The sequence below is a fragment of the Clostridium sp. DSM 8431 genome (assembly GCF_900116755.1).
Classification (GTDB): Bacteria; Bacillota; Clostridia; order Clostridiales; family Clostridiaceae; genus Clostridium.
This window is the reverse complement of the sequence record NZ_FPBY01000009.1, coordinates 12,386-37,569: the sequence shown is the minus strand read 5'-3', so window position 1 is coordinate 37,569 and position 25,184 is coordinate 12,386. Positions and strand designations below refer to the sequence as shown.

General features: G+C 29.9%; 25 protein-coding genes. 9 read left to right on the top strand and 16 right to left on the bottom strand.

Annotated elements, in window-relative coordinates; all coding sequences use genetic code 11:
- A partial coding sequence (locus BM384_RS01805; RefSeq protein WP_139232026.1) for an integrase core domain-containing protein occupies positions 1 to 327 on the top strand: 327 nt, incomplete at its 5' end.
- 266 nt (positions 328 to 593) lie between these two features.
- On the opposite strand, the gene BM384_RS01800 is transcribed toward BM384_RS01805, so the two are convergent.
- From BM384_RS01800 to hflX, 13 genes are all read right to left on the bottom strand, one after another.
- Positions 594 to 761: a YegP family protein gene (locus BM384_RS01800; RefSeq protein ID WP_090010228.1), complete on the bottom strand. Its 168-nt coding sequence runs from the start codon at positions 759 to 761 to the stop codon at positions 594 to 596.
- Between the two features lie 373 nt (positions 762 to 1,134).
- Positions 1,135 to 1,521: a helix-turn-helix domain-containing protein gene (locus BM384_RS01795; protein ID WP_090010225.1), complete on the bottom strand. Its 387-nt coding sequence runs from the start codon at positions 1,519 to 1,521 to the stop codon at positions 1,135 to 1,137.
- A gap of 484 nt (positions 1,522 to 2,005) precedes the next feature.
- Complete coding sequence (locus BM384_RS01790; protein WP_175537249.1) at positions 2,006 to 2,482, bottom strand: helix-turn-helix domain-containing protein; 477 nt, start codon at positions 2,480 to 2,482, stop codon at positions 2,006 to 2,008.
- Between the two features lie 187 nt (positions 2,483 to 2,669).
- A complete protein-coding gene (locus BM384_RS01785; protein WP_090010219.1) occupies positions 2,670 to 3,074 on the bottom strand; it encodes a hypothetical protein in 405 nt (134 codons plus the stop codon).
- A 135-nt stretch (positions 3,075 to 3,209) separates the two neighbouring features.
- The gene (locus BM384_RS01780) at positions 3,210 to 3,722 is read right to left on the bottom strand and encodes a hypothetical protein (RefSeq protein ID WP_090010218.1); all 513 of its coding nucleotides are present in this window, start codon (positions 3,720 to 3,722) and stop codon (positions 3,210 to 3,212) included.
- Between the two features lie 2 nt (positions 3,723 to 3,724).
- Positions 3,725 to 4,111 carry a DUF1878 domain-containing protein gene (locus BM384_RS01775; protein WP_090010215.1) on the bottom strand — a complete coding sequence of 129 codons (387 nt, stop codon included), beginning with the start codon at positions 4,109 to 4,111 and terminating at the stop codon, positions 3,725 to 3,727.
- A 667-nt stretch (positions 4,112 to 4,778) separates the two neighbouring features.
- Positions 4,779 to 5,687, bottom strand: a complete 909-nt coding sequence (locus tag BM384_RS01770) for a tyrosine-type recombinase/integrase (protein WP_090010212.1) — start codon at positions 5,685 to 5,687, stop codon at positions 4,779 to 4,781.
- 217 nt (positions 5,688 to 5,904) lie between these two features.
- Positions 5,905 to 6,642 carry a YebC/PmpR family DNA-binding transcriptional regulator gene (locus tag BM384_RS01765; protein ID WP_090010209.1) on the bottom strand — a complete coding sequence of 246 codons (738 nt, stop codon included), beginning with the start codon at positions 6,640 to 6,642 and terminating at the stop codon, positions 5,905 to 5,907.
- A 78-nt stretch (positions 6,643 to 6,720) separates the two neighbouring features.
- A complete protein-coding gene (locus BM384_RS01760) occupies positions 6,721 to 7,659 on the bottom strand; it encodes a thioester domain-containing protein (protein WP_090010207.1) in 939 nt (312 codons plus the stop codon).
- An 81-nt stretch (positions 7,660 to 7,740) separates the two neighbouring features.
- A complete protein-coding gene (locus BM384_RS01755; protein ID WP_090010204.1) occupies positions 7,741 to 8,391 on the bottom strand; it encodes a YigZ family protein in 651 nt (216 codons plus the stop codon).
- Complete coding sequence (locus BM384_RS01750) at positions 8,379 to 9,800, bottom strand: aminotransferase-like domain-containing protein (RefSeq protein WP_090010200.1); 1,422 nt, start codon at positions 9,798 to 9,800, stop codon at positions 8,379 to 8,381. Before BM384_RS01750 ends, BM384_RS01755 begins: the two co-directional genes overlap by 13 nt.
- Positions 9,801 to 9,818: 18 nt before the next feature.
- On the bottom strand, positions 9,819 to 10,730 hold the full coding sequence (locus tag BM384_RS01745; RefSeq protein WP_090010197.1) for a nucleotidyltransferase domain-containing protein: 912 nt from the start codon (positions 10,728 to 10,730) through the stop codon (positions 9,819 to 9,821).
- Between the two features lie 145 nt (positions 10,731 to 10,875).
- On the bottom strand, positions 10,876 to 12,663 hold the full coding sequence (gene hflX / locus BM384_RS01740; RefSeq protein ID WP_090010194.1) for a GTPase HflX: 1,788 nt from the start codon (positions 12,661 to 12,663) through the stop codon (positions 10,876 to 10,878).
- Between the two features lie 197 nt (positions 12,664 to 12,860).
- Here hflX and hpt point away from each other — a divergent pair, with 197 nt between their 5' ends.
- On the top strand, positions 12,861 to 13,388 hold the full coding sequence (gene hpt / locus BM384_RS01735; protein WP_090010191.1) for a hypoxanthine phosphoribosyltransferase: 528 nt from the start codon (positions 12,861 to 12,863) through the stop codon (positions 13,386 to 13,388).
- A gap of 105 nt (positions 13,389 to 13,493) precedes the next feature.
- Here the strand turns inward: hpt and yunB are convergent, their stop codons facing one another.
- Positions 13,494 to 14,153, bottom strand: a complete 660-nt coding sequence (gene yunB, locus BM384_RS01730) for a sporulation protein YunB (protein ID WP_090010188.1) — start codon at positions 14,151 to 14,153, stop codon at positions 13,494 to 13,496.
- A 93-nt stretch (positions 14,154 to 14,246) separates the two neighbouring features.
- Here yunB and BM384_RS01725 point away from each other — a divergent pair, with 93 nt between their 5' ends.
- Both BM384_RS01725 and BM384_RS01720 read left to right on the top strand, forming a co-directional pair.
- Positions 14,247 to 16,913, top strand: coding sequence for a transglycosylase domain-containing protein (locus tag BM384_RS01725; RefSeq protein WP_090010186.1), 2,667 nt, complete (start codon positions 14,247 to 14,249; stop codon positions 16,911 to 16,913).
- 216 nt (positions 16,914 to 17,129) lie between these two features.
- Entirely contained in the window at positions 17,130 to 18,530 is a 1,401-nt protein-coding gene (locus tag BM384_RS01720; RefSeq protein WP_090010182.1) for an alanine/glycine:cation symporter family protein, read from the top strand.
- Between the two features lie 67 nt (positions 18,531 to 18,597).
- On the opposite strand, the gene BM384_RS01715 is transcribed toward BM384_RS01720, so the two are convergent.
- Together BM384_RS01715 and BM384_RS01710 are read right to left on the bottom strand one after the other, a co-directional pair.
- A complete protein-coding gene (locus BM384_RS01715; RefSeq protein ID WP_090010178.1) occupies positions 18,598 to 19,422 on the bottom strand; it encodes a YcdB/YcdC domain-containing protein in 825 nt (274 codons plus the stop codon).
- 25 nt (positions 19,423 to 19,447) lie between these two features.
- Entirely contained in the window at positions 19,448 to 20,542 is a 1,095-nt protein-coding gene (locus tag BM384_RS01710; RefSeq protein ID WP_090010175.1) for a GNAT family N-acetyltransferase, read from the bottom strand.
- A gap of 367 nt (positions 20,543 to 20,909) precedes the next feature.
- Here BM384_RS01710 and BM384_RS01705 point away from each other — a divergent pair, with 367 nt between their 5' ends.
- From BM384_RS01705 to BM384_RS01685, 5 genes are read left to right on the top strand one after another with little or no spacing between them, the layout of a single operon-like run.
- Positions 20,910 to 21,449, top strand: coding sequence for a helix-turn-helix domain-containing protein (locus tag BM384_RS01705; RefSeq protein WP_090010172.1), 540 nt, complete (start codon positions 20,910 to 20,912; stop codon positions 21,447 to 21,449).
- Positions 21,450 to 21,469: 20 nt separating this feature from the next.
- Positions 21,470 to 22,519, top strand: a complete 1,050-nt coding sequence (gene potA / locus BM384_RS01700; protein WP_090010169.1) for a spermidine/putrescine ABC transporter ATP-binding protein — start codon at positions 21,470 to 21,472, stop codon at positions 22,517 to 22,519.
- Positions 22,512 to 23,348 carry an ABC transporter permease gene (locus BM384_RS01695; protein WP_090010165.1) on the top strand — a complete coding sequence of 279 codons (837 nt, stop codon included), beginning with the start codon at positions 22,512 to 22,514 and terminating at the stop codon, positions 23,346 to 23,348. Before potA ends, BM384_RS01695 begins: the two co-directional genes overlap by 8 nt.
- Positions 23,342 to 24,142, top strand: a complete 801-nt coding sequence (locus BM384_RS01690; RefSeq protein ID WP_090010161.1) for an ABC transporter permease — start codon at positions 23,342 to 23,344, stop codon at positions 24,140 to 24,142. The genes BM384_RS01695 and BM384_RS01690 overlap by 7 nt, the downstream gene beginning before the upstream one ends.
- Positions 24,129 to 25,184 (top strand): ABC transporter substrate-binding protein, encoded by a 1,056-nt coding sequence (locus BM384_RS01685; RefSeq protein ID WP_090010157.1) that lies wholly within the window; start codon positions 24,129 to 24,131, stop codon positions 25,182 to 25,184. The genes BM384_RS01690 and BM384_RS01685 overlap by 14 nt, the downstream gene beginning before the upstream one ends.

Sequence of the window (25,184 nt, the reverse complement as noted above, 5' to 3'; positions counted from 1 at the left end):
GCACATTTTAAAACTATGAAATATAGACCAGGATACCCACAAGAAGGTTTCAAGTCTTTAGAAAAGGCACGAGAATGGGTTGCTAACTTTGTTAATTGGTATAACAATGAACATTATCATAGTGGACTTAATTATCTTACCCCTAATAGCAGACATAATGGAAAAAGTGAAGAAATAATGAAAAATAGAATTAAAGTATATGAAACAGCAAGGGCACTAAATCCATTAAGATTTAAAAAAGGAATAAGAAATTGGTCCGTACCTGATAAGGTAGCATTAAATCCAACAGATGAAGTTAAAAAGAAAATTAAAAATGAGGTTATATGACAATTGGAGAGTAATATAAAATTACAAGTTAAATAATTGCAAATGTGGATATAACTAAGAAAAAACAATGTAATTTTAATAAGTCTTTGCGACAAACTTCTTGACAACTACCGCTGGTCAAAAAATTAGTTACTTTGTAGTCTCAAATACATAGTTTTGAGATTTCTAAAAAAGACAAAAAACTGTTAAAGCTCTTATACTTTAACAGTTTCTTTGCTATAAAATAGCCTTTCTCTAAATAAAAGAATATATACTTTTATTTATTGCTATTCTTGTGAATATCCATTTCTTTCAGCATTCTCTATACAATCTGATTTGTTTACATAGCCTTGACTTGAAGCTCCAACTATTCTACCATTACTTGAAATTCTTCTCCAACGCCATTCACCATTATTATCTTTATAAAATTCCCACTTATCATTTTCTCCTGCCATAATTCTTGCCTCCCACTTTTTCTTTTTTTGCTTTTTTGTATATTATACCATTTTTTTACTTCTAAGTCTATAGTACTATTAATTTCGCTAAATGATAATTTAACGCTAAAAATCAAAACGTCCTATTTAAGCCATTTATAGCTACTAACATTCATTAAAATTGACCACTTTTAGTTTACTATTTATAAACTTTGAATTAAAAAACGCTAATTCGTGTATGGTCAACGCGAACTAACGTATTTTTTAATTGCACTACCTATTTTGTTCTAACCTTCTAATCCCTTTATATTACTGCTATAACCATAGTTATCTAGTATATTCAAAAGTGCAACAAGGCAGTCATAAATCCTTCTCCCCTGTATTTTTACTATATCTATAATCCTAGTTCTCTTAGTATAGCCTCAACGTCTAACTCTTCCTTAGCTGTATTATCTGTAAGCTCTTCCTTAAACCCTTCTGAACCATAAAGCTTAATGAACATATCAGTTCCTTTCTCACGTTGCTTACTATTAGAGCTGTTAACATACTCATGAATATTGCTAATTACTGAGTCCTTAATTTCAAGTATCTCGTCTCTCTTAACCTCTTTTATCTCTGCCTTAAAGCGTTTCTTCCAGTAAAAATAAGTACGTCTACTGATACTACATTCCTCACATATCTCTTCAACTTTTTTCTTAGTTGCTACCATGCTGCCAACCTCATAAATAAAATGGATCTCCTCCTGTTTGTACTTCTCTTTCTCTCTCTCAAACTTATACACCTATAAGCTCCTCCTTTAAATTTTGAATATTAATAATCAAAAAAGAGCTAGGTATTAAACTCCTGCTCTCTCAATAATTTTATCACTTCTATATCTAATTGTGGCAACCCGCCATATTAATAAGTATTCTTACCAAACTTCATTAATCATGTTCATACTCATATATGTATAGTATTATTATTTTATATAATGCAGTTTTATATATTAGTTATTTATTATTAGTTATTTATCTATAGTTATTTATGGTAGGCACTACAGAACTCTATACTAGTGAATTACATTACTCTAACCACAGTATTCTAACACTCTACCTTTAAGCACTATAATACCCTATATCTAAAAAATTAATACAAATATTACTTATAAAGCAAGGTATATAGTCAATTATAATTATTTATATATTAATTTTTTATACAGTCCTTTGTTACAAATACTGATACAAGTAAATAATCACAACAAAAAAGGAGCTATTAATGCTCCAATATTACAAAAGTGACTCCAAATCATTGCACCATTCATGTTGTTCAGATATATTATTCTTTTTCTTCACTATTCCTATGCTAGCAGGTACTTCATGGCCTTTTAGTACTAAATGATAAACTTTATATTCATTAGAAATATGCTGACCGAATACACTACCTCCTATTTTAGTTTTCTGTATTAATCCTAGTTCTTCTAATTTCTTTACTGCATTTTGTATACTCTTAGTACCTCTGTTTAATTTTCTAGCCATATTATTATAACTATGATAAAACTCACCATCATTATTATACCCCATTCTAAGCATATATAAATAAACCAGCATTTCAGAGGCTGTTAATCCCTTCATAGCAATAGCCTCTATAGTACTATTAGGTAATGAAAAGTATCCTCCGTTCTCACCTGTCCAATCTCCACCCTCAAAAGCTGGTGTATAGCTTAATACTTTAGTTTCCTTTATATCTCTTTTCCCTTTCTTCACTCGTAGTTCCTCCATTACACATTATTTTAAGATCTTAATTAATTTTGTCTTACATAGCGTAATACAGTACACTATCCTAATGGTGACATATCATATTGAATATATTTAAAAAGATAACTAGTTTATATTTTACTTTCTTTTAAACTATAAAAAGAGCCTTTTATAGCTCTTCTCATAATCTTAAACACTATATAACTTTCTTTTCTGCAATAAATTCTAACCATGCCTTAACTTTCTCTAAATCTTCAATTTCTTGAATTATTTTTTCATGTGCAATCTCCTCAATTAAATACTTACCCAACACTTTCATTTGTCTATCATTTAATTTATCAACATTTACTTCCTTATTTCTTATGTACTTAGTTACTTTTGAAATTTTACCATCCAATATCTTATTATTACAACTTATACAATGTTCTTGCTTGTTGAACTTTTTAAAGTTGTTAGCGTGGAATTCCTTAGCTGGCTTTATTCTATGACAGCAGGCACATTCTATTTGAATTACTTCTCCATAATAATTAGTCCAGTATCTTATTCCATCTCTTAAAATACTTTCGTATAAGCCATTTCTATTTTTTTTATTACTTGTCATAATATCAAACTCCTTCATTCTTATTTACACTCTTCAATACTACGACGTTTTAAAATAGTGACATTTATAAATAAAAACTTTTAATAAAATTTCAGAAAATTAAGAGCCTCAGCTTGTACCGCTTCAGCTCTTAATTTAACACTCTAAATCTTCTATTATACTTCCTAACTGTTTAATTACTTGTTCAAAATTATCTTTTACCATTGAATATCCATAAATACATGTTCTATCTACTTGTTTTAAAGTCATTTCTTCTTCAATACAGTACCCTAATGCTTTATCAATATCTCTTATTAAGTTTCTTTCACTATCATAATTAGCTGAAATATCATTTAAAATATCATTTAAGCTTTCCATTATTTCTTTATAGTAATCTAATTCACTTTTCTTCATTCCTTGTTGAGGCAAATCTCCCATAGAAAGCTTTAAAAAAATTTTTGACTGTTTTTTTAATTCTTGTATTTGAGGTTTCAACTTGAGTAAGGCATTTTTTTCTTTTATAATATTCCTGTACTGCTCAATATCTTCTTTTGTTTTATTGATACTATTTTTACTTTTCCATGCACTTATACCTGATGGAAGTCCTACAATGGCTCCCAATGCAGATATCCCTGCAAAAATTAATCCTGCGAAATCACTTCCACTCATATTTATTTTAATTTATTCTCCTTTATATATTTATACTTAGGCATATCACCATACAATGCAGGAAACACTTCTTCCCACCTATCATCGTCCATAAATGCCTTAGATATATACTCGCAAAAATGATAGTCACCTTGATGTTCAGATACCACTTTGTAAATATCTTGCTCAAATTCAGCATTGTTAACCTTTTGTTTTTTTTCTATGCTTCCTCTATACTTGTCCATAATATCCATTATTTTTTCATATTCTTTTTTTGTTATATTATATTCAAGTAATACTCTGTTAGTATTTGTATCACTCATCATTAGCTCTTGTCTAAATTCTAATTGTAATACTTTTTTTTCTAATTTATTATATTTTTCTTCTAATTCTAATAATTTATCTTCCATAAAAAACCTCCATACTTTTTTGTATATTATAACATATTTATTATATATTTTCATTTTTTCCTATTCTTCTGGTTGAGCTGGACACATTGCGAAGGATATAGTTTCCCCTGCATTTCTACAAGGTACACTCTTTATCTTCTGTATATCGCATTGTATCGCTTTAGACTTTCTGACTTGTTAACTACTGCTTGTACACTTACAGTCTGCCCATAAGCAACACAGTAGCCCCTAACACTCTCGTGTTCAGACTTCCTCCCCTAGTAATTTATAAAGCAGACACTAGAACCTGCTTAAAGCAATAGGCAAAGTCAGTTTACCTACTCCTGCTGTATTTTCTGCATTGGCTACAGCTCACCTACTAGACATATTTATAGTAGCTCTAGTTGCTTAAGACTACTAACCCACCCCTAAAAAGGGTATAGGAAATAAAGCCTTGCATACCTGCTATTTTTTTGATACCATTTAATTACGGATTAAGGGTATCTCCTAGTGAGGTACACAAAGAATTATTAGCAATATTTAATTGTTAAGTAGGGAGCTATTGGCGTAGCTCCTTTTTCTTTATTCTTTATAACCTACCTGACAGCCTGAGGGTATTTAATATCTAGGGTATCAGTCCAGTCGGAGGGAACTTAATATCTCGAGTGGATAATAAGGCTATATTTTTTTATACTTTTAAATTCATTAAAGGACTTGTCTTTACTCCAAGCTCTACCACTTGTTTATCCTTTAATCCTTGTAAATAACGTTTAGTAATAATTACGCTATCATGCCCTAGTAATCTACTTAATGAATATATATCTAGTCCATTTCTAAGCTGTGACTGTGCAAAATAATGTCTACAAGTATGAGGACTAATTCTTATTGACTCATTAACCTTTGCCTTTTCTCCTGCTATCTTTACCACTCTCTCTATAGCCTCACCTGTTAATGGCTTATTTCTATAACTAAGAAAGTAATTATCATAATGAAGAATATTATCCCTAAGATAAGCCTCCCTAATTCTTTCATATTTAATCATTATCTTTTTCAAATACGGTGATATAGGAACAACTCTCTCTTTTCTTCCCTTTCCCATGATATAAATGACTGTCTCTCTTACGTCCATTCTTTTTATATTGCAAAGCTCAGCGTTTCTAACTCCTGTATCAAATAAAACAGCCATAATACACCTATTCCTAGCATTTATGTAGCTATCCATTTTATATACTTCTATCATTCTTTTAACTTCAAGATCAGTAAAAGTCTTAATAACTGTCTTATCCTCTTTAAGCCAAGAAACCTTTTTAGCAATATTAATACAGTATCCCTCTTTATAACAGTAATTAAAAAAGCTACGGATATTCTTTAATATTGTATTTATATAAGTTGGACTTAGGTCTCTATCTTTAAGGGAAGTTAGATACTTTTTAATATGTAAATGACTTATTTCTTCTAGCTCAACAATGCCATATTCAGCCTCACAATACTTTAAGAACCTTGCTATATTATTTCTATATCCTTTGATTGTTCTAGCTGTGTAATTACGAATAGTAATGTCATATATATATTCTCTAAGTACGTCTTTAGATAACAAAAAAACACCTCCTCAATTACGTACACGCTAGTATTAACTAACATATATCGTAATCAAGGAGGTGTGTATATACCTTAATCCTCGTGTATATATCTTCAATTTTAAATAGCTTTTTTAGCACATATATCTTAATTAAGCTGTTTTTTCAAACTTTATTAAGCTTTTATATCCATGCTAAAACTTATCAATCCATTGATATTACTGGCTTTAAACAGTCCTATTCTTCCCATCCTTCAGGGAATTCAGCATTGTGGTAAACTGCTTGAACGTCATCATCATCATCAAGTAAGTCTAACATCTTTTGCATCTTCTTAGCTGCATCTTCGTCGATTGCTGTATATGTATCTGGAACTTGCTTAACTTCAGCTTCTAAGAACTTGATTCCGTTAGCTTCTAAAGCTTCTCTTACAGCACTGAAATCTTCTGGAGCAGTTGTTACAACAAATACTTCATCTTCTGAAGCAAAGTCTTCTGCACCTGCATCAAGAGCCATCATCATCATTTCATCTTCGTCTTGATCTTCTTTTTCTATTATGATTTCACCTTTTTCTTGGAACATGAAACTTACGCAACCTGAGTTACCCATGTTTCCGCCACCTTTAGTGAAAGCATTTCTTACGTTAGCTACAGATCTATTTCTATTATCAGTAAGAGTTTCAACAATTACAGCTACTCCACTTGGGCCATAACCTTCATATACAATTGTTTCGTAGTTTACTGAATTCATATCTCCTTCAGCTTTTTTAAGCGCTCTATTAATATTGTCATTAGGCATGTTTGCTGCCTTTGCTTTTGCTATAACGTCTCTAAGTTTAGCATTATTGTCTGGGTTAGCTCCACCTTCTTTTATAGCTATAGCTAATTCTTTACCTATTCTTGTGAATATTTTACCTCTTTTAGCATCAGCTTTACCCTTTTTTGCTTGTATGTTATGCCATTTTGAGTGTCCTGACATGCTTATTCCTCCTATCCTAATTTCATCAAACTATTTAAAATTATATCACATTATAGAAGGAAATAAAAGGTGTATAGCTTAGCTACACTTCTTTTTTAAGTCTATATTTAAGAATATATATGTTATACAACCTAAAGCCATTATTAATAAGTATATAATTTCTTTGTCCCCTGTTTGTATAATGCTACTATCTCCTTTTGAATAATTAATATTATATCTATAATTTAGGCTCTTTTGATTAGTTGATATTTCTATAAGATTTTGATACTCATCATCTTCTGGAACATATATATCTACTTCTTCTTTATTAAAGTTTGCTGTTATATTAAAACTACTTTCTGACTTCTTTTGAGAAACATTTCTTAGCATAAAGCTTTCACCAATTTCATAACTATATCTTTCTTTTCCACTTTCATCATAAGCCTTTGTTCCTTCATCTGTTTTAATTACGAAATTACCTTTAGATCCTGAAGTTTTTATAAGTTCTGTTTCTAAAAATTCAGATGCTTCCTTATAATATAATTTACTTTCGTCTATTTTAAATTCTTCTTTTACATATTCTTTGTTTTCTGCTTTTCTTAGTAATTCTAGTGAATAAGGTTCATCTACTTGTGTTTTATCCCAGCCCTCTATATAATTCCATAAAGCATATTGTGTAAGAGCAAGGGCATAATCATCTGACACACCATATTTTTCTTGCATATTAGTTGCATTTTTAGGATAACCATGATCTAAAATAGCTAAAACACCTTCAGTATCGTATTTAGAACCTCCTTCAAATTTTTTATATTTAATACCTTTTGGAACTTTTTTAGTGTAGTCTGCACAGTATACTTGAGTAGTTCCATCACTTCTTTTAGCTATAATATAAGGAATATTCATCTTAGCAAAATCTTCTCTTAAGGCAATATTTCTATCAGAATCCCCTATATAATCATATTCCTCACTAAAAGCTACTATAGGAATTGTCATAATAACAAGAAAACTAACTATAATTTTCTTTAATAAACTCTTCATTTCTTAACCTCCAAGTTTAAAAGTGTTATAGTTAGTTTTACCAATGATAATATAATTATTCTTTTTTATTATACAAGACTATTAATCAATACTGTTATAAAGTCTGTCCCCTTCTTTGAAGTATATTCCTTCATTTTCTTTTCTAATTTCTGCTTTTCCATTAGTTTCTTCTATGAAGGTCTTTTCTATTACTTCTGCTGTAGTTTTCTCTGCTAGTATATGAATTTCAACCTTATCTGAGTATATACTATCTTCAATATGCCATTTATTTTGTCCGCACACATATTGAATTTTTCCTATAAGATCATAATCAATGTTAATTATTACTTCAATTCCTTCAACCTTTTCAACTATTCCTGCTGCTTTTATGGCTATGGCAGCCCCCTTTGTATAGGCCCTAGTAAGGCCCCCTGTTCCAAGAAGAATTCCTCCAAAATATCTTGTCACCACAACAGCACAGTCTTTTACTTCATTTTTTTTCATAACCTCTAATATAGGAATTCCTGCAGTTCCCTGTGGTTCTCCATCATCAGAATATCTTTGAATACCCATATTTTTACCAATTATATAGGCATAGCAGTTATGTCTTGCCTGCTTATGCATAGCCTTTATTTCATTTACAAATTCCTTTGCCTCTTCTTCAGTTTCAACTCTTTTTGCATATCCTATAAATTCAGATTTCTTTTCTTCAAAAGAATCTTCACCAAAGTTTCTCACTGTTATATATGACATGTTTTAAGTTCCTCCTTTATGATTCTAATTCCTTTTAAAATCTTTTCTTCATTAGTTTGTGAAAAACTTATTCTAAAGGTTTTATCCCCTTCATTCATCTTCTTAAAAAATAAAACTCCAGGTGTTATATATACGCCCCTTTCCCTAAGCTTAAAGAAAAGTTCCTTAGAAGTTATATTAGTGTCTTCCTTTAATCTTAAATAAAAGGTTAATCCTCCTCCTGGACTTATAAAATCAACCCAGGTAGAAAGCTCTATTTCAAGTAGTCTTCTCATAAGGAAATATCTTGACCTATATTCATTATTTAAATGTTTAACATTATCCTTCCAAAGTCCCCTTGATATATATATTTCAAGAACTCTCTGCATAAGACTTGATGTAGTTATATCTGTATTCACCTTAGATGTTAGCATGCTTTCTTTAAAACTTTTTGGTGCTATCATATAACCAATTCTTATACCTGGAAGAAATATTTTAGAAAAACTCTTTACATATATAACTCTATCATGCTTATCAAGATTTTTAAAAGTTATATATTCTGTATCTTTATCATAAATAAGCTCTGATAAATAATCATCTTCTATTATGTAAAAATCGTACTTTTCTGCAAGTTCAATTATTTTCTTTTTCTTTTCTAGTGAATAGCTTATTCCTGTAGGGTTTTGAAAATAACTCATAGTATAGAAGCATCTTATTTTATTTCTCTTTAAGATTTCTTCAAACGCTTCTAAGTTAACTCCATCATCCTCCATATCTGCTTCAAAAATATTTGCTCTCCTCCATTTGAAAACAGATAAAGCTCCTCCATAGGTAGGTTTTTCAACTATAATATTATCATTTATATTTAATATTGCCTTTGATGCAATATCTATCCCCTGCTGAGCTCCTGAAACTATTAATATGTCTTCATCCTCTAAAGAATTATTCCAAAAAACATTATTTATTGTTTTTCTTAACTTTTCATATCCAAGAGAACTTTGTGATATAAGAGCTTCAGAACCATCTCTATCTAAAACTGTATTTATTATTTTCTTAAACTCATCTATAGGGAACATAAACTCTCCTACAGTTTCACCTGAAAAATCTATTATATTATCTAAATTATCTTTAGTTAAAAGTATTTTAAAGGTTTTTGAATACTCTTTTCTAAATAAAGAGGTATTTTCTTTTCTCTTTGCATAAGTTCCACTGCCTATTTTCTGAAAAGCAAAGCCTTCTTGGTCTAATTTCTTATAGGCATTAATTACTGTTATTTTATTTACACCTAAATACTCTGTATACTCCCTTATGGTAGGAAGTTTTTCTCCGTCTTCTATCTTTTTTGATTCAATTAATTTTTTTAAGTGCCATGCTATTTGAATATACTTAGGTATATCTTGCTTAAAATCCACTTTAAAATACTCTTTCATAATAAAAAGCCCCCTATTTTATTTTCTTACTTTAGCTGCATAAACATTTTCATCTATGATTTTTACCCCATTAAAATCCTTATAAATTCGTTTATGTTTAACTATAATCTCTCTTTTGGCTAATTCCTTTAATATATTTTCAATTTTTATGTTAAATCCATCAAAGGCCTCACTACTTTTAATCTCATAAGAGCTTACAAACGTATTCTTCTCTTCGAGAAACTTTAAAAGTGAATTTGATGCTGTCATAATATTTGCATCAATAAAATCAGTAATATAATCTATTGCCTTTTCCATAGTTTTTTTACTTACTTCTGAATTAAATAAGTCTTCTATTATTTTCTTAAAATTACTATTTAAATTCACTGCCATAGTAAGGGAATCCTTTGTCACAGTATAACCACTAAGATTTAACATAAGCTTTGCATAATTATCAAGCACCCTTATTAATACCTCATAAGCAGTAACTTTTCCACTATTCTCTATGTACTTTCTGCATACCCCAAGATCCTTTAGTAGAACACCTAGATATACAAGATTCCACTTTTCCTCTTCTGTATTTCTTAAAGAATATCTTGACTTATTATAAATATTAGAAATCTCGTCATCTTTTGAATATACAAGCTTTGAAGATGTAAGAAGGTTTCTTACAAAACCTCTGTCTTTTTCTTTTCTATATAATTTAAGAAAAGCTTCTTTATTTAGTAGCTTAGTATGCACAGGGACTCCATTACTTTCTGAATAAATATCTCTTACACGGCTATACTCAGCATCATCATAGATAACAAACAAATCTATATCAGACTCTTCCCACACATCGTCTGAAACAATGCTTCCAAAAGTAAAAATTGCCAATACATTCTTATTCTTCTTTAGTGCCATAACTATAGATTGAAACGCATTTTGAAGCTCAATCACTTTTTTTATCATGTTGATTCTCCTCTTAATTAATGTATTATGTATAATTATAGCACATAACCTTAATATGACATATAGCCGATAAATACCAAAAACCTAGCAACTAAAATAAGCCAAGGCACATTTTTGCCTCAGCTTACCTTCTATATTCTTAAAATCATAGAACTTTAGTTGAATATTCCTTGCTCTTATTAAAAGTTTCTTCATCAACTTCTACAACCATGAAAGTTCCATTATCTCTATACTCTTCTTCAAATATTCTTCCATTTCTATGTAAGAATGAAACTACATCACCTTTATCATAAGGTATTAAATATTCGCTTTTTATTAAAGTATATGGAAGCTTTTCTTCTATAAGAAGTAATAAATTATCAAGGTTAGTTCCTTCCTTTGCAGAAACTTCTATTATGTCATCATAGCTTACTGCTTCTCTTATATTAGCTAAGTTTTCTTCTGATGCCATATCAATCTTATTTAAAACTAAGATAGTTTCCTTATCTCTAGCTCCTAGTTCTGCTAAAACTTCTTCAACAGCTCTTATTTGTTCTATAGCATCTTCAGAAGAAGCATCGACAACATGGCATAAAAGATCTGAGAAAATTACCTCTTCTAATGTTGACTTAAAGGCTTCAACTAAATCATGAGGCAGTTTTCTAACAAATCCAACTGTATCTGTTAAAGTTATTAATCCTTTATTTTGAAGGGTTACTGCTCTTGTTGTTGTATCAAGAGTTGCAAAAAGCATATTTGCTTCAAATACATTCTCTTTTCCTTCCATTACAGCCGCACTTTTGCATAGTGCATTTCTTAATGTAGATTTTCCTGCATTAGTATAACCAACTAATGATACCTTTGGAATGCTTTCCTTGCTTCTCTTTTCTCTTTGAACTTCTCTTACCTTCTTAATTTTCTTAAGTTCATTATTTAAGTCGTAGATAGTTTCGTTTATGTGTCTTCTATCAGTTTCAAGTTTCTTTTCTCCAGGTCCTCTTGTACCAATACCACCACCTGTTCTAGATAGTACTGTACCAAGTCCCATAAGTCTACTCTTTCTGTATTTTAACTGAGCAAGCTCTACTTGAATTTTAGCTTCCTTACTCTTAGCTCTTCTTGCAAAGATTTCAAGAATTAATGTAGTTCTATCTATAACCTTTGCTCCTAAAGCATTTTCTAAGTTTCTTACCTGTGAACCTGAAAGTTCATCATCAAAAATAATAACATTTGCTCTTTCTGTTTGTCTTAAAGATGCAATTTCTAAAACCTTTCCTCTTCCTATATAGAATGCAGGATCTATTTTGCTTCTACTTTGGAATACTTTATCTAGAACAGGAATATCACAAGCATCTGCAAGTTCTGCAAGTTCATCTAAACTTTCCTTAGTATCAGAACCAACTAAAATTGCTTTTTCACTTTCATCTTCTATAACATTACTATCTCTTAAAAGACTTTCTACATATCTTGCCTTATCTAAAATATTAATTTTGAAAAGTTCTTCTTTAGATAAATTCTTTTTTTCTTCACAGATTAATGTATCATTATAAATATTTAAAGTACCAATAGAAAAATCTATTATTCTTCCTTCATGAATTCCTATAGCTACAATTGCATCAAGTTTTAATTTTAAAAGTGCTGACATATCTAAAGCTGAAAGGTTACATAATCCATTTGGATGTGTATGTATAACCTTAACTCCTGAAAGTCTTCCTTCCTTTATATCTAATAATGGAAGTTCTACTGAAGTTGAATCTCCTATAGCAACGCTTTGAACTTTACCTTTTCTATCTATAGCAACACTTACTTCTCTTTCTAGCACAGTAGAGACTCTTACCATTCTGCCTATTATTTCTTCACTTACTACTTCATATTTTAAACATTTTATCTTATAAATTTCTTCTAATTCATTAAGATAAGTGTTTTTTACTCCATCAATATTTCCATTTATCATATATTTATCACCTCAGTTTCTGTTAAACTTAGCTTTATAACTTTCATTTAATTTTATACTATCTATTTTTCATTGTAAACATTCCCTTCCTTAATGTATCAAAAATAAGTTGCAATAAGTAATAATAAACGGTAATATGGTACTTAAAGAAATGATTTAACATTAAAATTTTTACCTATTTGAAACGGAGGACAACAATGGAAAATAAAAAACGTAATATTCTTTTATCAAAAGAAACTATAGATGAAAGAATCGTAGAATTAGGGGCTGAAATAACTAAAGATTACGAAGGGAAAAAACTTTATGTACTTTCTTTATTAAGAGGAAGCTTCATGTTCACTACAGACCTTGTTAGAGCACTTGATACAAAGGTTAAAATAGGCTTTATGACAACTTCAAGCTATGGAAATAGTGAAACAAGCTCTGGAGAAGTTAAAATAGTTAGCGATATTCCTGATAACATAGAAGGATTTGATGTACTAATAGTTGATGATATTGTTGATACAGGATATACAATGGAATTTATAATAAACCATGTTAAAAAATTAGGAGCTGCTTCTGTAAAGAGCTGTGTTCTTTTAGATAAACCATCAAGAAGAAAAGCTAACATTACTCCAGATTACAGATGCTTCGAAATCGATGATATTTTTGTTGTAGGATATGGATTAGACTATCAAAACTACTATAGAAATGTACCTTACGTATTTAACTGGGAAGAAAATTAGATAAATTAAAGGTCCTAACTTATTTTAAGTTAGGGCTTCTTTTTATGTGAAAAATCTGCCACAATATTTTTTATGTGGCAGTTTCTTTTTTCTTTTATGAAAAACCTACTCTTTGCCTTTACTTATACCACTAAAATCAATAGCTGTATCTGGAATTTTACCAACTATAATAGTTTCAGATACTGGAATTTCACACATAACTTCTACATCTTTACTATGTAAAGGTACTACAATTTTAACTTCAGCTTTAACATTTAAATATATCTTATGTCTTGTTTGATTAATTCCTGCACTTTCAAATTTTGAATCATAATCTATTTTTATGTTTCCTATAGGTTTAATTTTCACATTAATATAAGGTCCCACATTATAAAATATACTTCTATCAGTTATCCAGGACATAGGTACATCTACTCCTACCTCACCCATTTTTTGAAGTTCTTCATTACATTTTAGTGCAATTTTTGAAGAAAGCTTATTAAGCTTAACTGTATCAGCTCTTATTAAATTTATATTTCCTTCTGAATCCTTATCTATCTTAACAATCTCATCATACTTAAATTCATCATTAAATATATCCATACTAACCTTACTTATTGTATCTACTGCCCTTGCATTTATCATTGATTCTGATTTTTGAAGAACATATGGAAACACTTTTTTATCAAACAGATATAAAATTAAATTTGCAATCACCAAAATTAGTAAAATAAATATAAAAGCAGGTTTTATACGTTTCTTTTTAGGATTTACATAGTATTTCATCCTACACCTTTATTGAGTTATTGATTTAATCATATTATAATTATGCTATATTATAAATTATTATAATTAAAAAAATAGAATCAGGAGGAACAAATGGCTATAGATAAAAATGTTAATAACAGAAATAGCGTAAGAAAATCACAAGCCAGAAAATCTACCCCCAATACCCATAATAAAAATAATACAGGACGTAAAAGAAATACTAGTAAAAAGAAGAAAAAGAAATTAGGCTTTTTTACTATTTTAAAAAGACTTTTTTTAACTTTATTCTTTATAGGCCTAACTCTTGGGGTAGTTGGCTGTGGGTATGTTTTTGCAGTTATTAAAAGTGCTCCGCCATTAGATCTGCAGGCAGTTTTAAATTTAAGCCAGCCAACTTCTATGTATGATAAAGACGGAGTTTTCATGGATACCTTACATTCTGAAATAGATAGAACTGTTGTAAGTTATGATACTATTCCTCAATATTTAAAGGATGGATTTGTTTCCATTGAAGATCAAAGATTTGAGAAGCATAAAGGTGTAGATCCAATAAGAATAGGTGGTTCACTTGTAACCGATGTTAAGAAAATATTTCGTGGTCAAACAGGTTTTCATGGTGGTTCAACTATTACTCAACAGCTATTAAAGAATACCGTTTTATCTGATGAAACTTCGGCTGTCCAAAGAAAAATAAAAGAAATATGGTATGCCCTAAGACTTGAAAAACAACTATCAAAAGATGAAATTTTAAATCAATATTTAAATACAATACCACTTGGTGGTACTGCATATGGTGTTGAAGCAGCATCAAACCTTTATTTTGGTAAGTCAGTAAGTGAACTTAATCTTATTCAATGTGCTTACATAAGCGGTATAGCTCAAGCTCCTACTTACTACAGTGCATATAATCAAAATAATCAAAAAGATCCAACACCATATATAGTTAGAACAAAAAGCGTTCTTAAAAAAATGTTAGAACTTAATAAGATTACTGAAGCTCAATATAATGAGGCAATTTCTGATATTGATTCTGGAAAACTTCAGTTTACTTCTACTAAAAAAAGTTACACATTAGAATATGAATGGTACATTAATCCTACAGTAACGCAAGTTAAGGAAGACTTAAAGAAAAAGTACAAATATACTGATGAAGAAGTTTCTAAACTTCTTGCAAATGGAGGATTAAAAATAACAACAAACATGAACAGAGCACTTCAAGATTATACTCAAAATCTTCTTGATAATTACAGTGCTAGTAACGTTGGAAAGCAAGAGACTTATTATGCTAATACTAAGACTCCAGAATTCCAAGCTTCAGCTACAATAGTAGATTATAAAACAGGAAAAGTTTTAGCTATGGTAGGAGGAAGAGGTCAGCATGGAGCTAATTCTATGAACAGAGCCTACTCTACTTTAAAGCCTATTGGTTCTACAACTAAACCTCTTACTGTTTATGGCCCAGCTATTAATGAACATGTATTAACAGCTGCTTCTACCATTGATGATTCACCAATTGACTTAAATACTGAAAAATCTATGAATGGTGGTAGAGCATGGAATCTTCAAAATGATGATCATACTTTTGCAGGTAATGTTACTTTAAGATATGGTTTAAGAGATTCTAAAAATGTTGTAGCAGTAAAAGCTTTGCATACATTAGGAGTAAAAACGGCTTTATCTTATGGAGAAAAATTTGGTCTAAAATATAATGATTCAACTAAGAGTTCTTATGCTACTTTAGGGCTTGGACAATTTAGTGGTGATGGTGATGGTGGTAATACATTTATTACTTCTTCTGCCTTTGGAGTTTTTGGTAATGGTGGTACTTACACTACTCCTAAGCTTTATTCAAAAGTTACTGATGCTTCTGGAAATTTACTTTTAAATTCCGAAGACAATCCTGAAACTAAGCAGATTTTTTCATCACAAACGGCATGGATAATGTATGATTTATTAAAGGGTTCACGTTCAAAAACAGGGCCATCTGCTCAATGGGGTTCAATGCCTACAGCAGGTAAGACTGGTACAACAAGTAACAACACTGACTTTTGGTTTACAGGACTAACTCCTTACCTTTCAGGTTCAGTATGGCTTGGATATGATACTCCTACTCCAATGCCTTATGGAAGCTCTAATCAAGCAGCAGCTTTATGGGGTAAAATAATGGCAAAAGCTCATGAAGGTATGGAAAACACTGAAATTGAAATGCCAAGTGGAATTAGTACTGCTACTATATGCATGGATTCAGGAAAACTTGCATCTGATCTTTGCTATAGTGATTCTAGAGATAGAGTTTATGATGAATACTTTATTGATGGAACAGAACCTACATCTTATTGTGATGCCCATGTTTTATTAAAAGTAAACTCAGCAAATAATAAAATTGCTGGAGCTTATACACCAGGTTTCTTAATAAGACACGAAGTATATGTAAAAAAATCTAATCCAAACCCTGTAACGCAAGATTATCCTTATCTTGTTCCAAACTTACAGGAAGACGATTATTCTGAAAATGCAGCTAATAATGATATAGAAGATGCTGAAAAAGAAGCAGAGGAAAATCTTAATAATAATGATGATGATAACATTAATAATATAGATAACCTTGAGAATAACGAAAATAATAATCAAGGTAATTCTTCTACTAATCAAAACACTAATACTAATAATAATAATAACACTAATACTAATCAGAATAATAACAATAACAGTCGTAATGTGGTAGATACTAACAATCTTCCGGCAAATAGTACAGATACGAAAAAGATAAAAAGATAATTAAAAGAGTAATGGCTTACATGGTCATTACTCTTTTTTACCCAAAAATGATGGATACTCACCCCATTCTTTCATGTTAATCGAACGAACTATCTTTTAACCCCTGATTATACAAGGAATATGAATAATCTATTCTTTTTTCTTGCATTTTTTTGTTTTTCAAGATAAAATGTTATTAAATTATTTTAAAGAATTATCGGAAATGGGGAAAATTTAATGGATATGATTAATAATATAATCAATAGTATAAATACATTTTTATGGTCCTATATATTAATATTTTTACTTATTGCCTTAGGATTATATTTCACTTTTAAAACAAAATTTGTTCAATTTAGATATTTTAAAGAGATGTTTATACTTCTAGGTGAAGGAACATCAAAAGATGATAAAAATTCAGTTTCATCTTTCCAAGCATTTTGTATGAGTACTGCTTCTAGAGTTGGAACTGGAAACCTAGCTGGTATAGCAATTTCTATTTCTATAGGTGGTGCTGGTTCAATTTTCTGGATGTGGCTTATTGCTATTATAGGCGCTGCTTCAAGTTTTATTGAATCAACTCTTGCACAAATATATAAAGAAAAAGAACCATCCGGTGCCTTTAGAGGTGGACCTGCTTATTACATGGAAAAGGCCTTAAAGAAAAGATGGCTTGGGATAATTTTCTCAATTTTAATTACAATAACTTTTGGTTTAATTTATAACTCAGTTCAATCTAACACAATAGCTTCAGCTATGAATCAAGCCTTTGGAACTAACAAGATATTAATAGCTGTTATTTTAACAGTATTTACTGCACTAATCATTTTTGGTGGTGTTCAAAGAATTGCTAAGTTCACTGAAATTATTGTACCTATAATGGCTGGTTCATATATTCTTATTGCATTATTCATAATGGTAACAAACTTAGATAGAATTCCTTCTATGTTTGCTTTAATAATGGAAAATGCTTTTGGTTTTAAAGAAGTTGTTGGTGGTGGTCTTGGTGCTGCTATGATGCAAGGTATTAAGAGAGGATTATTCTCTAATGAAGCTGGAGAAGGTAGTGCTCCTAATGCTGCTGCTACTGCTACTGTATCTCACCCAGTTAAGCAAGGTCTTATCCAAGCTCTTGGTGTATTTACAGATACACTTCTTATCTGTAGTTGTACAGCCTTTATAATCTTACTTTCAGACGTTGATTATGTAGCTAGTGGTGCAAGTGGTATAGAGCTTACTCAACAAGCTTTAAGTTCTCATGTAGGTTCATGGGGTACATATTTTATAGCTATAGCTGTATTATTATTTGCCTTCAGCTCAATTGTAGGAAACTACTATTATGGTGAGTCAAATATAGAATTTATAACTGATAAGAAAATATACTTACAACTTTACAGAGTATTTGTTATTGCTATGGTATTCTTCGGATGTATATCAAGCATGGACATTGTATGGAATCTTGCAGACGTATTTATGGGCTTAATGGCTTTACTAAACCTAGGTGCTATTACATTCCTTGCGAAATATGCAGTTAAATCATTAGAAGACTATACAACTCAAAAGAAAGCTGGTATAAAAAGTCCTGTATTTAAAGCATCTTCTATACCTGAATTAGAAAATGTTACTGAATGGGACTAAATAGTTAGAAATTTAAAAATTAAAATTAAGGTATAAAAAATGAGGATTCAATTGAATCCTCATTTTTTTATACATTATTCTTTTCAGTATTAACTATTTCACCAGTATCAGTTGAAACAAAATATTTCATTCTAATTTCTTTACTGCTGCTATCTAACCCTTTTACTGAAACCATATAGCATAGTTCTAAGTCTGTTTGATCTTTATTTTCATAAAAATATTTTTGAGTTCTATCATCAAAATTAATGAATGTATTTAGTTTTGAAAATGAATCTTTTACTATTTGTTCTGCTTGTACTGGAGTAATATTGATAGTAGCATCTGTTGGTTCTACATCTTTAGTAGAATTAGAAAAACCATCTACCTTTCCTGTCTCTTTATTAATCTTCATGGAAATAATATAGTTGTACAGAGGAATATCATCTTTGCATTTATAGAAGACAAAAGTATAATAAGGAACTTTTTGAGAGTCCTCTTCCTTTACAGTTTCTTTATACTGACATTCTCCTGTATATAACCCCTTCATATACTCTTCAGCCAAGCCTTTAGCCTCATCTTCTGTAATAATAGTAGTGTCATCCTTTATTGCACTATTTTTATTAGTAAAGCCTATAACATTATAATTAGCATCCATATCTATTGCATAATTATCAACAGTAACGCTATAATACTTCTCTGCCTTAGATGGATCACTCTTTTCTGATGATTTACTCTTTTTCATATTTACATTATCATCTATAAGTCCTGCATCTATAAGTTTGCTTATATAAGCTTTAGCTGTTTTAATTTCTTGACTTCCAGAACCTATGTATTTATAAACACATAAGCCTGTTATTACAATTAGTAATGCAATAATACCCAAAGCTATTTTCTTATTTCTGCTTAAATTCATTTTAATTCCTCCAAAATAGAGTTATTTATTCTCCATATTCTTTTATACCCAGTCTTCTTTTTAATTTATCAGACAAATTAAGTCCAGCTACTTTTTGAACAAGAGATATTATCATTTCAAAATTTCCAATTTCATTTGAACTTAAAAGAATCTTCCCATCATCACAAAAATTGCTATCTATTATTTTATCACTATTAATATATCTATCTATATCATTGCAAAATCTAGGAACAATTATTCCATCTAATGCTTTACATCCTATAAGTACTTTTATAGCATCCTCCATAGCACAGATATATTCACATTTAGTTAAATTCTTTAATACAAACTTAACTAAATCACTGTCATCTCTAAGATTATCTAAGATATTTCCACCTGGAAGTATTATTATGTCTGGTTCAAATTCATCTGGATTTATAGAATCAATATTTAAAATTAAACCATTGTTTAAAACTACTTTATCATTAAAAGCAACTGGTGAAAGCTTAAATATTTCTTCTTTATGTAATATATTAACTAGATTTAATGTATCATGTGCACATGCATAATCATTCATATTCATGCCATCATAAGTTAATATGCCCACTTTCATAGAAGACTTTCTCTTGTGGTTTAAAAATTCTTCTTTTGCAACTCTCATCTTGGTACCATCTCTATATTGACCAATTTCTACAAAACCAAGTCTTTTAGCTACCCTTACGCCTTCTTCTGTAGGAATGCTATCTATTATCATCTCCCCTCCAAATTCTAGGAAGAAATATTCAAATAAAAGTTTTAATGCTTCCTCTCCATATCCTCTTCTTCTATATCTATAATCAATCTTTATATTAAATCTTGCTATTTTAGTAATATAATCAAATCCGTGAAAACTAACCTCTCCTATTGGCTCATCATCTATAGTATATACTAAACAGTAAAAATTCTTACCATCTGTAGGATATACCATTTTCTTGTAGAACATTTCCCATCTATTCTCTGGAAAATTAAAGGCTCCTCCTATATCTTCCATGGTCTTTTCATCTGACCAAAGCTTAGACACAAAAAATAAATCTTTAAATTCTGGCTGCTTTATATATATGTTCTTTCCATTTCTCCTGTAACTACCACTTACTTTTGTCATATTTACCACCTATTTTTCTATATATGTCTTCATAATAAATATCTCATATTTAGCGTATATTATCAATAGTTTAGGAAATAATTGAGTAATATATGGATTTTTAATATTGAATATATGAGTAAAATTGATTTTTTTACTAATTAATAAATATTCTTAGTATTAGTAAACTTTTTTTATAAACCTGCTAAACATTTCTCTTTTAAGTACCTTTTCAACAACTGATTTTAAGATTATTCCATACAATTTAAAAATTTCGATCTATATTCAAAAAAAATGTTGATTTAATAAAAAAAACTTTATATAATATGTTTTGTTGTTTAGTAATTTTAAACACATAGTTTAGTATATATAGATTGAAGGTGATTTCATGCAAATAGGCGAAAAAATAAGAAGGCTACGCATAGAAAAGCAACTTACACAAGAAGAATTAGCCAATAGATGCGAACTTTCAAAAGGTTTTATATCTCAAGTTGAAAATGACTTAACCTCTCCTTCCATTGCAACTCTAATGGACATACTAGATATATTAGGTACTAACCCTACTGAATTTTTTAGTGAAAAGGATCAAGAAAAGGTTACATTTAAAACTGACGATATGTTTGAAAAGTATGATAACGAACTAAAGTATAAGCTCATGTGGCTTGTGCCCAATGCTCAAAAAAATGAGATGGAACCTATAATGCTTATTTTAGAACCTGAAGGAAGATATGTGAATGAAGAGCCTCATGAAGGTGAAGAATTTGGATATGTTCTTTCAGGTACTATTAACTTACATATAGGCAGTAAAAAATATAAGGTTAAAAAAGGTGAAAGTTTTTACTTTAAACCTAGAGAGAACCACTATATTTCAAATGCGGGAAAAACATTAGCCAAAATAATTTGGATAAGTACTCCCCCATCATTTTAATTTAGAAAGAGGTCTTTATGATGGATAATAATATTATTGAATTAAAAAGTATTAATAAGAAATACGGTAGCAATACTGTCTTGGATAATTTAGCCTTAAATATTAAAAGCAATGAATTTTTAACTTTACTTGGTCCTTCTGGATGTGGTAAAACTACAACTTTAAGAATTATTGCTGGATTCGAAAATGCTGATTCTGGGGAAGTTCTTTTTAATGGAAAAGATATGTCGAATATTCCCCCAAACAAAAGACAAGTTAATACTGTCTTTCAAAAATATGCATTATTCCCTCATATGAATGTATATGAAAATATTGCTTTTGGATTAAAACTAAAAAAACTTCCAAAAGAAGAAATTGATAAAAAAGTTAAGGAAATGCTTAAAATGGTTTCTTTATCAGGCTTTGAAAAAAGAAAAGTAGATTCCCTATCTGGTGGTCAGCAACAAAGAATTGCAATTGCTAGAGCATTAGTTAATGAACCAAAAGTTCTACTTCTTGACGAACCTTTAGGTGCTCTTGATTTAAAGCTTAGAAAAGAAATGCAATTAGAACTTAAAAATATTCAACAAAAACTAGGTATTACATTTATATTTGTAACACATGACCAAGAAGAAGCTTTAACAATGTCAGATACTATAGTTGTTATGAATAATGGTGTAATTCAACAAAAAGGTTCACCTGAAGATATATATAATGAACCTGCTAATGCTTTTGTTGCAGACTTTATAGGTGAAAGTAATATTCTTTCAGGAGTTATGCTTGAAGACTTTAAAGTTAACTTCCGTGGCCACAACTTTGAATGTGTAGATAAAGGTTTTGAAAAGAATGAACCTATCGATGTTGTAATAAGACCAGAAGATATTCAAATTTCTGCAAATACAGATAGGGTTCTTCAAGGAACAGTTAAATCTGTAATTTTTAGAGGAGTTCATTACGAAATGATAGTTGAAGAAAATGGTTATGAATGGATAGTACATAACACAAAATTCTTTGCTGAAGGAAGCAAAGTAAGCCTTGACTTTACTCCTGAAGATATTCATATTATGAAAAAGGTGAGCGAAAATGAATAAGAAAAGATCTATTACAAGCTATCCATATATACTTTGGAGCGGACTTTTTATAGTTATTCCTCTATTAATTGTTTTGTTTTTTAGTTTTACTGAAATAGATAATAACAGCTATGTATTTTCTTTAAATAACTACACAAGATTATTTAGAAGCCAATATGTTAAGATATTTTATCGTTCAATAAAACTTGCATTAATATCTACTGTAGGCTGTCTTATTTTGGGATACCCTATTGCTTATATAATTTCTAAAATGAAGGAAAGCAGACGTAATCTTTTAATTATGTTATTTATTCTTCCAATGTGGATGAACTTTCTTCTTAGAACTTATGCATGGATGCCTATACTAGGTAAGACTGGTATTGTAAATAACCTTTTAAGTCATTTTGGAATTGGTCCAATAGGTTTTTTATATAATGATGGTGCTGTATTATTAGGTATGATTTATAACTTCCTTCCTTTTATGGTGCTTCCAATATACACTGTATTAAACAAAATGGATGAAAGTTATATTCAAGCAGCAGAAGACCTTGGTGCAGATACAGTTTATATATTTAGAAAAATAATATTTCCTTTAAGCCTTCCAGGTGTAATGTCAGGAATTACAATGGTATTTATGCCTGCAGTTTCAACTTTCGTTATATCTAGTCTTCTTGGAGGCGGACAATACATGCTTTTAGGAAACTTAATTGAACAAGAATTCACAACTATGGGTAATAGAAACTTAGGTTCAGCAATTGCCGTAGTAATGATGATAGTAATTTTAATTTCAATGTCTATTATGAATAGATTTAGTGATAGTAATGATGAAGGGAGTGAAGGATTATGGTAAAAAAGAATAATAAGTTCTTTCAAAAATTGTATCTTGTTTTGATTTTTATATTCCTTTATGCTCCTATAGTTACTCTTATGGTTTTTTCATTTAATAAATCAAAGAGTATGGCAAACTGGTCCGGCTTCACTCTAAGCTGGTATAAGCAGTTATTTGAAAATGAAAATTTAATGAATGCTCTATACTATACAATTTTAGTGGCAGTAGTTTCTTCAGTTGTATCAACTATTATTGGTACTATATCTGCTATAGGAATTAATAATATGAGAAATGGACTTGGCAAAAAGATACTATTAAATGTTAATCATTTGCCTGTATTAAATCCTGATATAGTAACAGGTATTGCATTAATATCCCTATTTATATTTTTAAAGCTTGACTTTGGTCTTACAACAATGCTTTTAGCACATATTACTTTTTGTATTCCTTATGTAATACTTTCAGTACTACCTAAACTTAAGCAGCTTCCTGCAAATATTGAAGAAGCAGCTCTAGATTTAGGTGCAACACCAATGTATGCTATGAGAAAAGTTATTATTCCACAAATCAAGCCAGGTATTGTTGCAGGATCTTTAATGGCATTTACTATGTCTATAGATGATTTTGTTATATCCTTCTTTACAACAGGTAACGGAGTAACAAATCTTTCAATAGAAATATACTCAATGGCAAGACGTGGAATAAAGCCTGAGATTAACGCTTTATCTACTATAATATTTATCGTTGTTTTAGCTTTACTACTAATTATTAATAAAAAACAATCTCTAGGTGGTGACAGCATTGAAGAAAATTAAAAAATTAATTGCATTAAGTTCTGTATTTTTGCTAACAGCAAGTTTTTTCACAGGATGTTCAGATTCAAAATCCTCTTCAGACAAAGTAATCAATGTATTTAACTGTGCTGATTATATAGATGAAGACCTAATAACTAAATTTGAAGAAGAAACAGGTTATACTGTAAACTACTCTACTTACGATACAAATGAAAATATGTATTCAAAGCTTACTTCTGGAAGTACTTCTTATGACCTTGTTTTTCTTTCAGACTATATGGTTGAAAAACTTATATCTGAAAACTTAGTTGAAGAAATAAATTATGATAATGTTCCAAATTTCAAATATGTAGGTGATGATTTTAAAAATCTTTCTTATGATCCTAACAATAAATATTCTGTACCTTACATGTGGGGAACTATTGGTATAATTTATAATCCTGACTTTACTAAAAAAGAGCTAAATTCATGGAATGATTTATGGGATGACGCTTACAAAGGTGAAGTTGTACTGTTTAACTCTGTACGTGATACTATGGGAATTGCCTTAAAAAGACTTGGGTATTCTATGAATTCATCAGATCCTAATGAGCTTGCTGAGGCTACTGATTCTCTTATTGAATTAAAAGAAAAAGGTATTACTAAGGCTTGGGTTGTTGATGAAGTTAAAGATATGATGATAAGCGGTGAAGCTTCAATTGCAACTGTTTGGTCAGGTGATGCTAATTACATATTAGATGAAAACCCTGATTTAGTTTATGTGGTACCTGATGAAGGTTCTAACAAGTGGTTTGACTCAATGTGCATTCCTACAACTGCACAAAATAAAGAAGGTGCTGAAGCCTTCATAAACTTCTTATGTGAGCCTGAAAATGCTCTAAAGAATGTTGAGTATATTGGTTACTATACACCTATTACAGAGGCGTATAATGAGCTTGATGATGAAATAAAAGAAAGATATCCATCTCCAGAAGTTCTTGCTAAGTGTGAAGTCTTTAGAAACTTAAGTAAAAAGACACTTGAACTTTATAATGATGAGTGGATTAGAATAGGAAGTTATTAA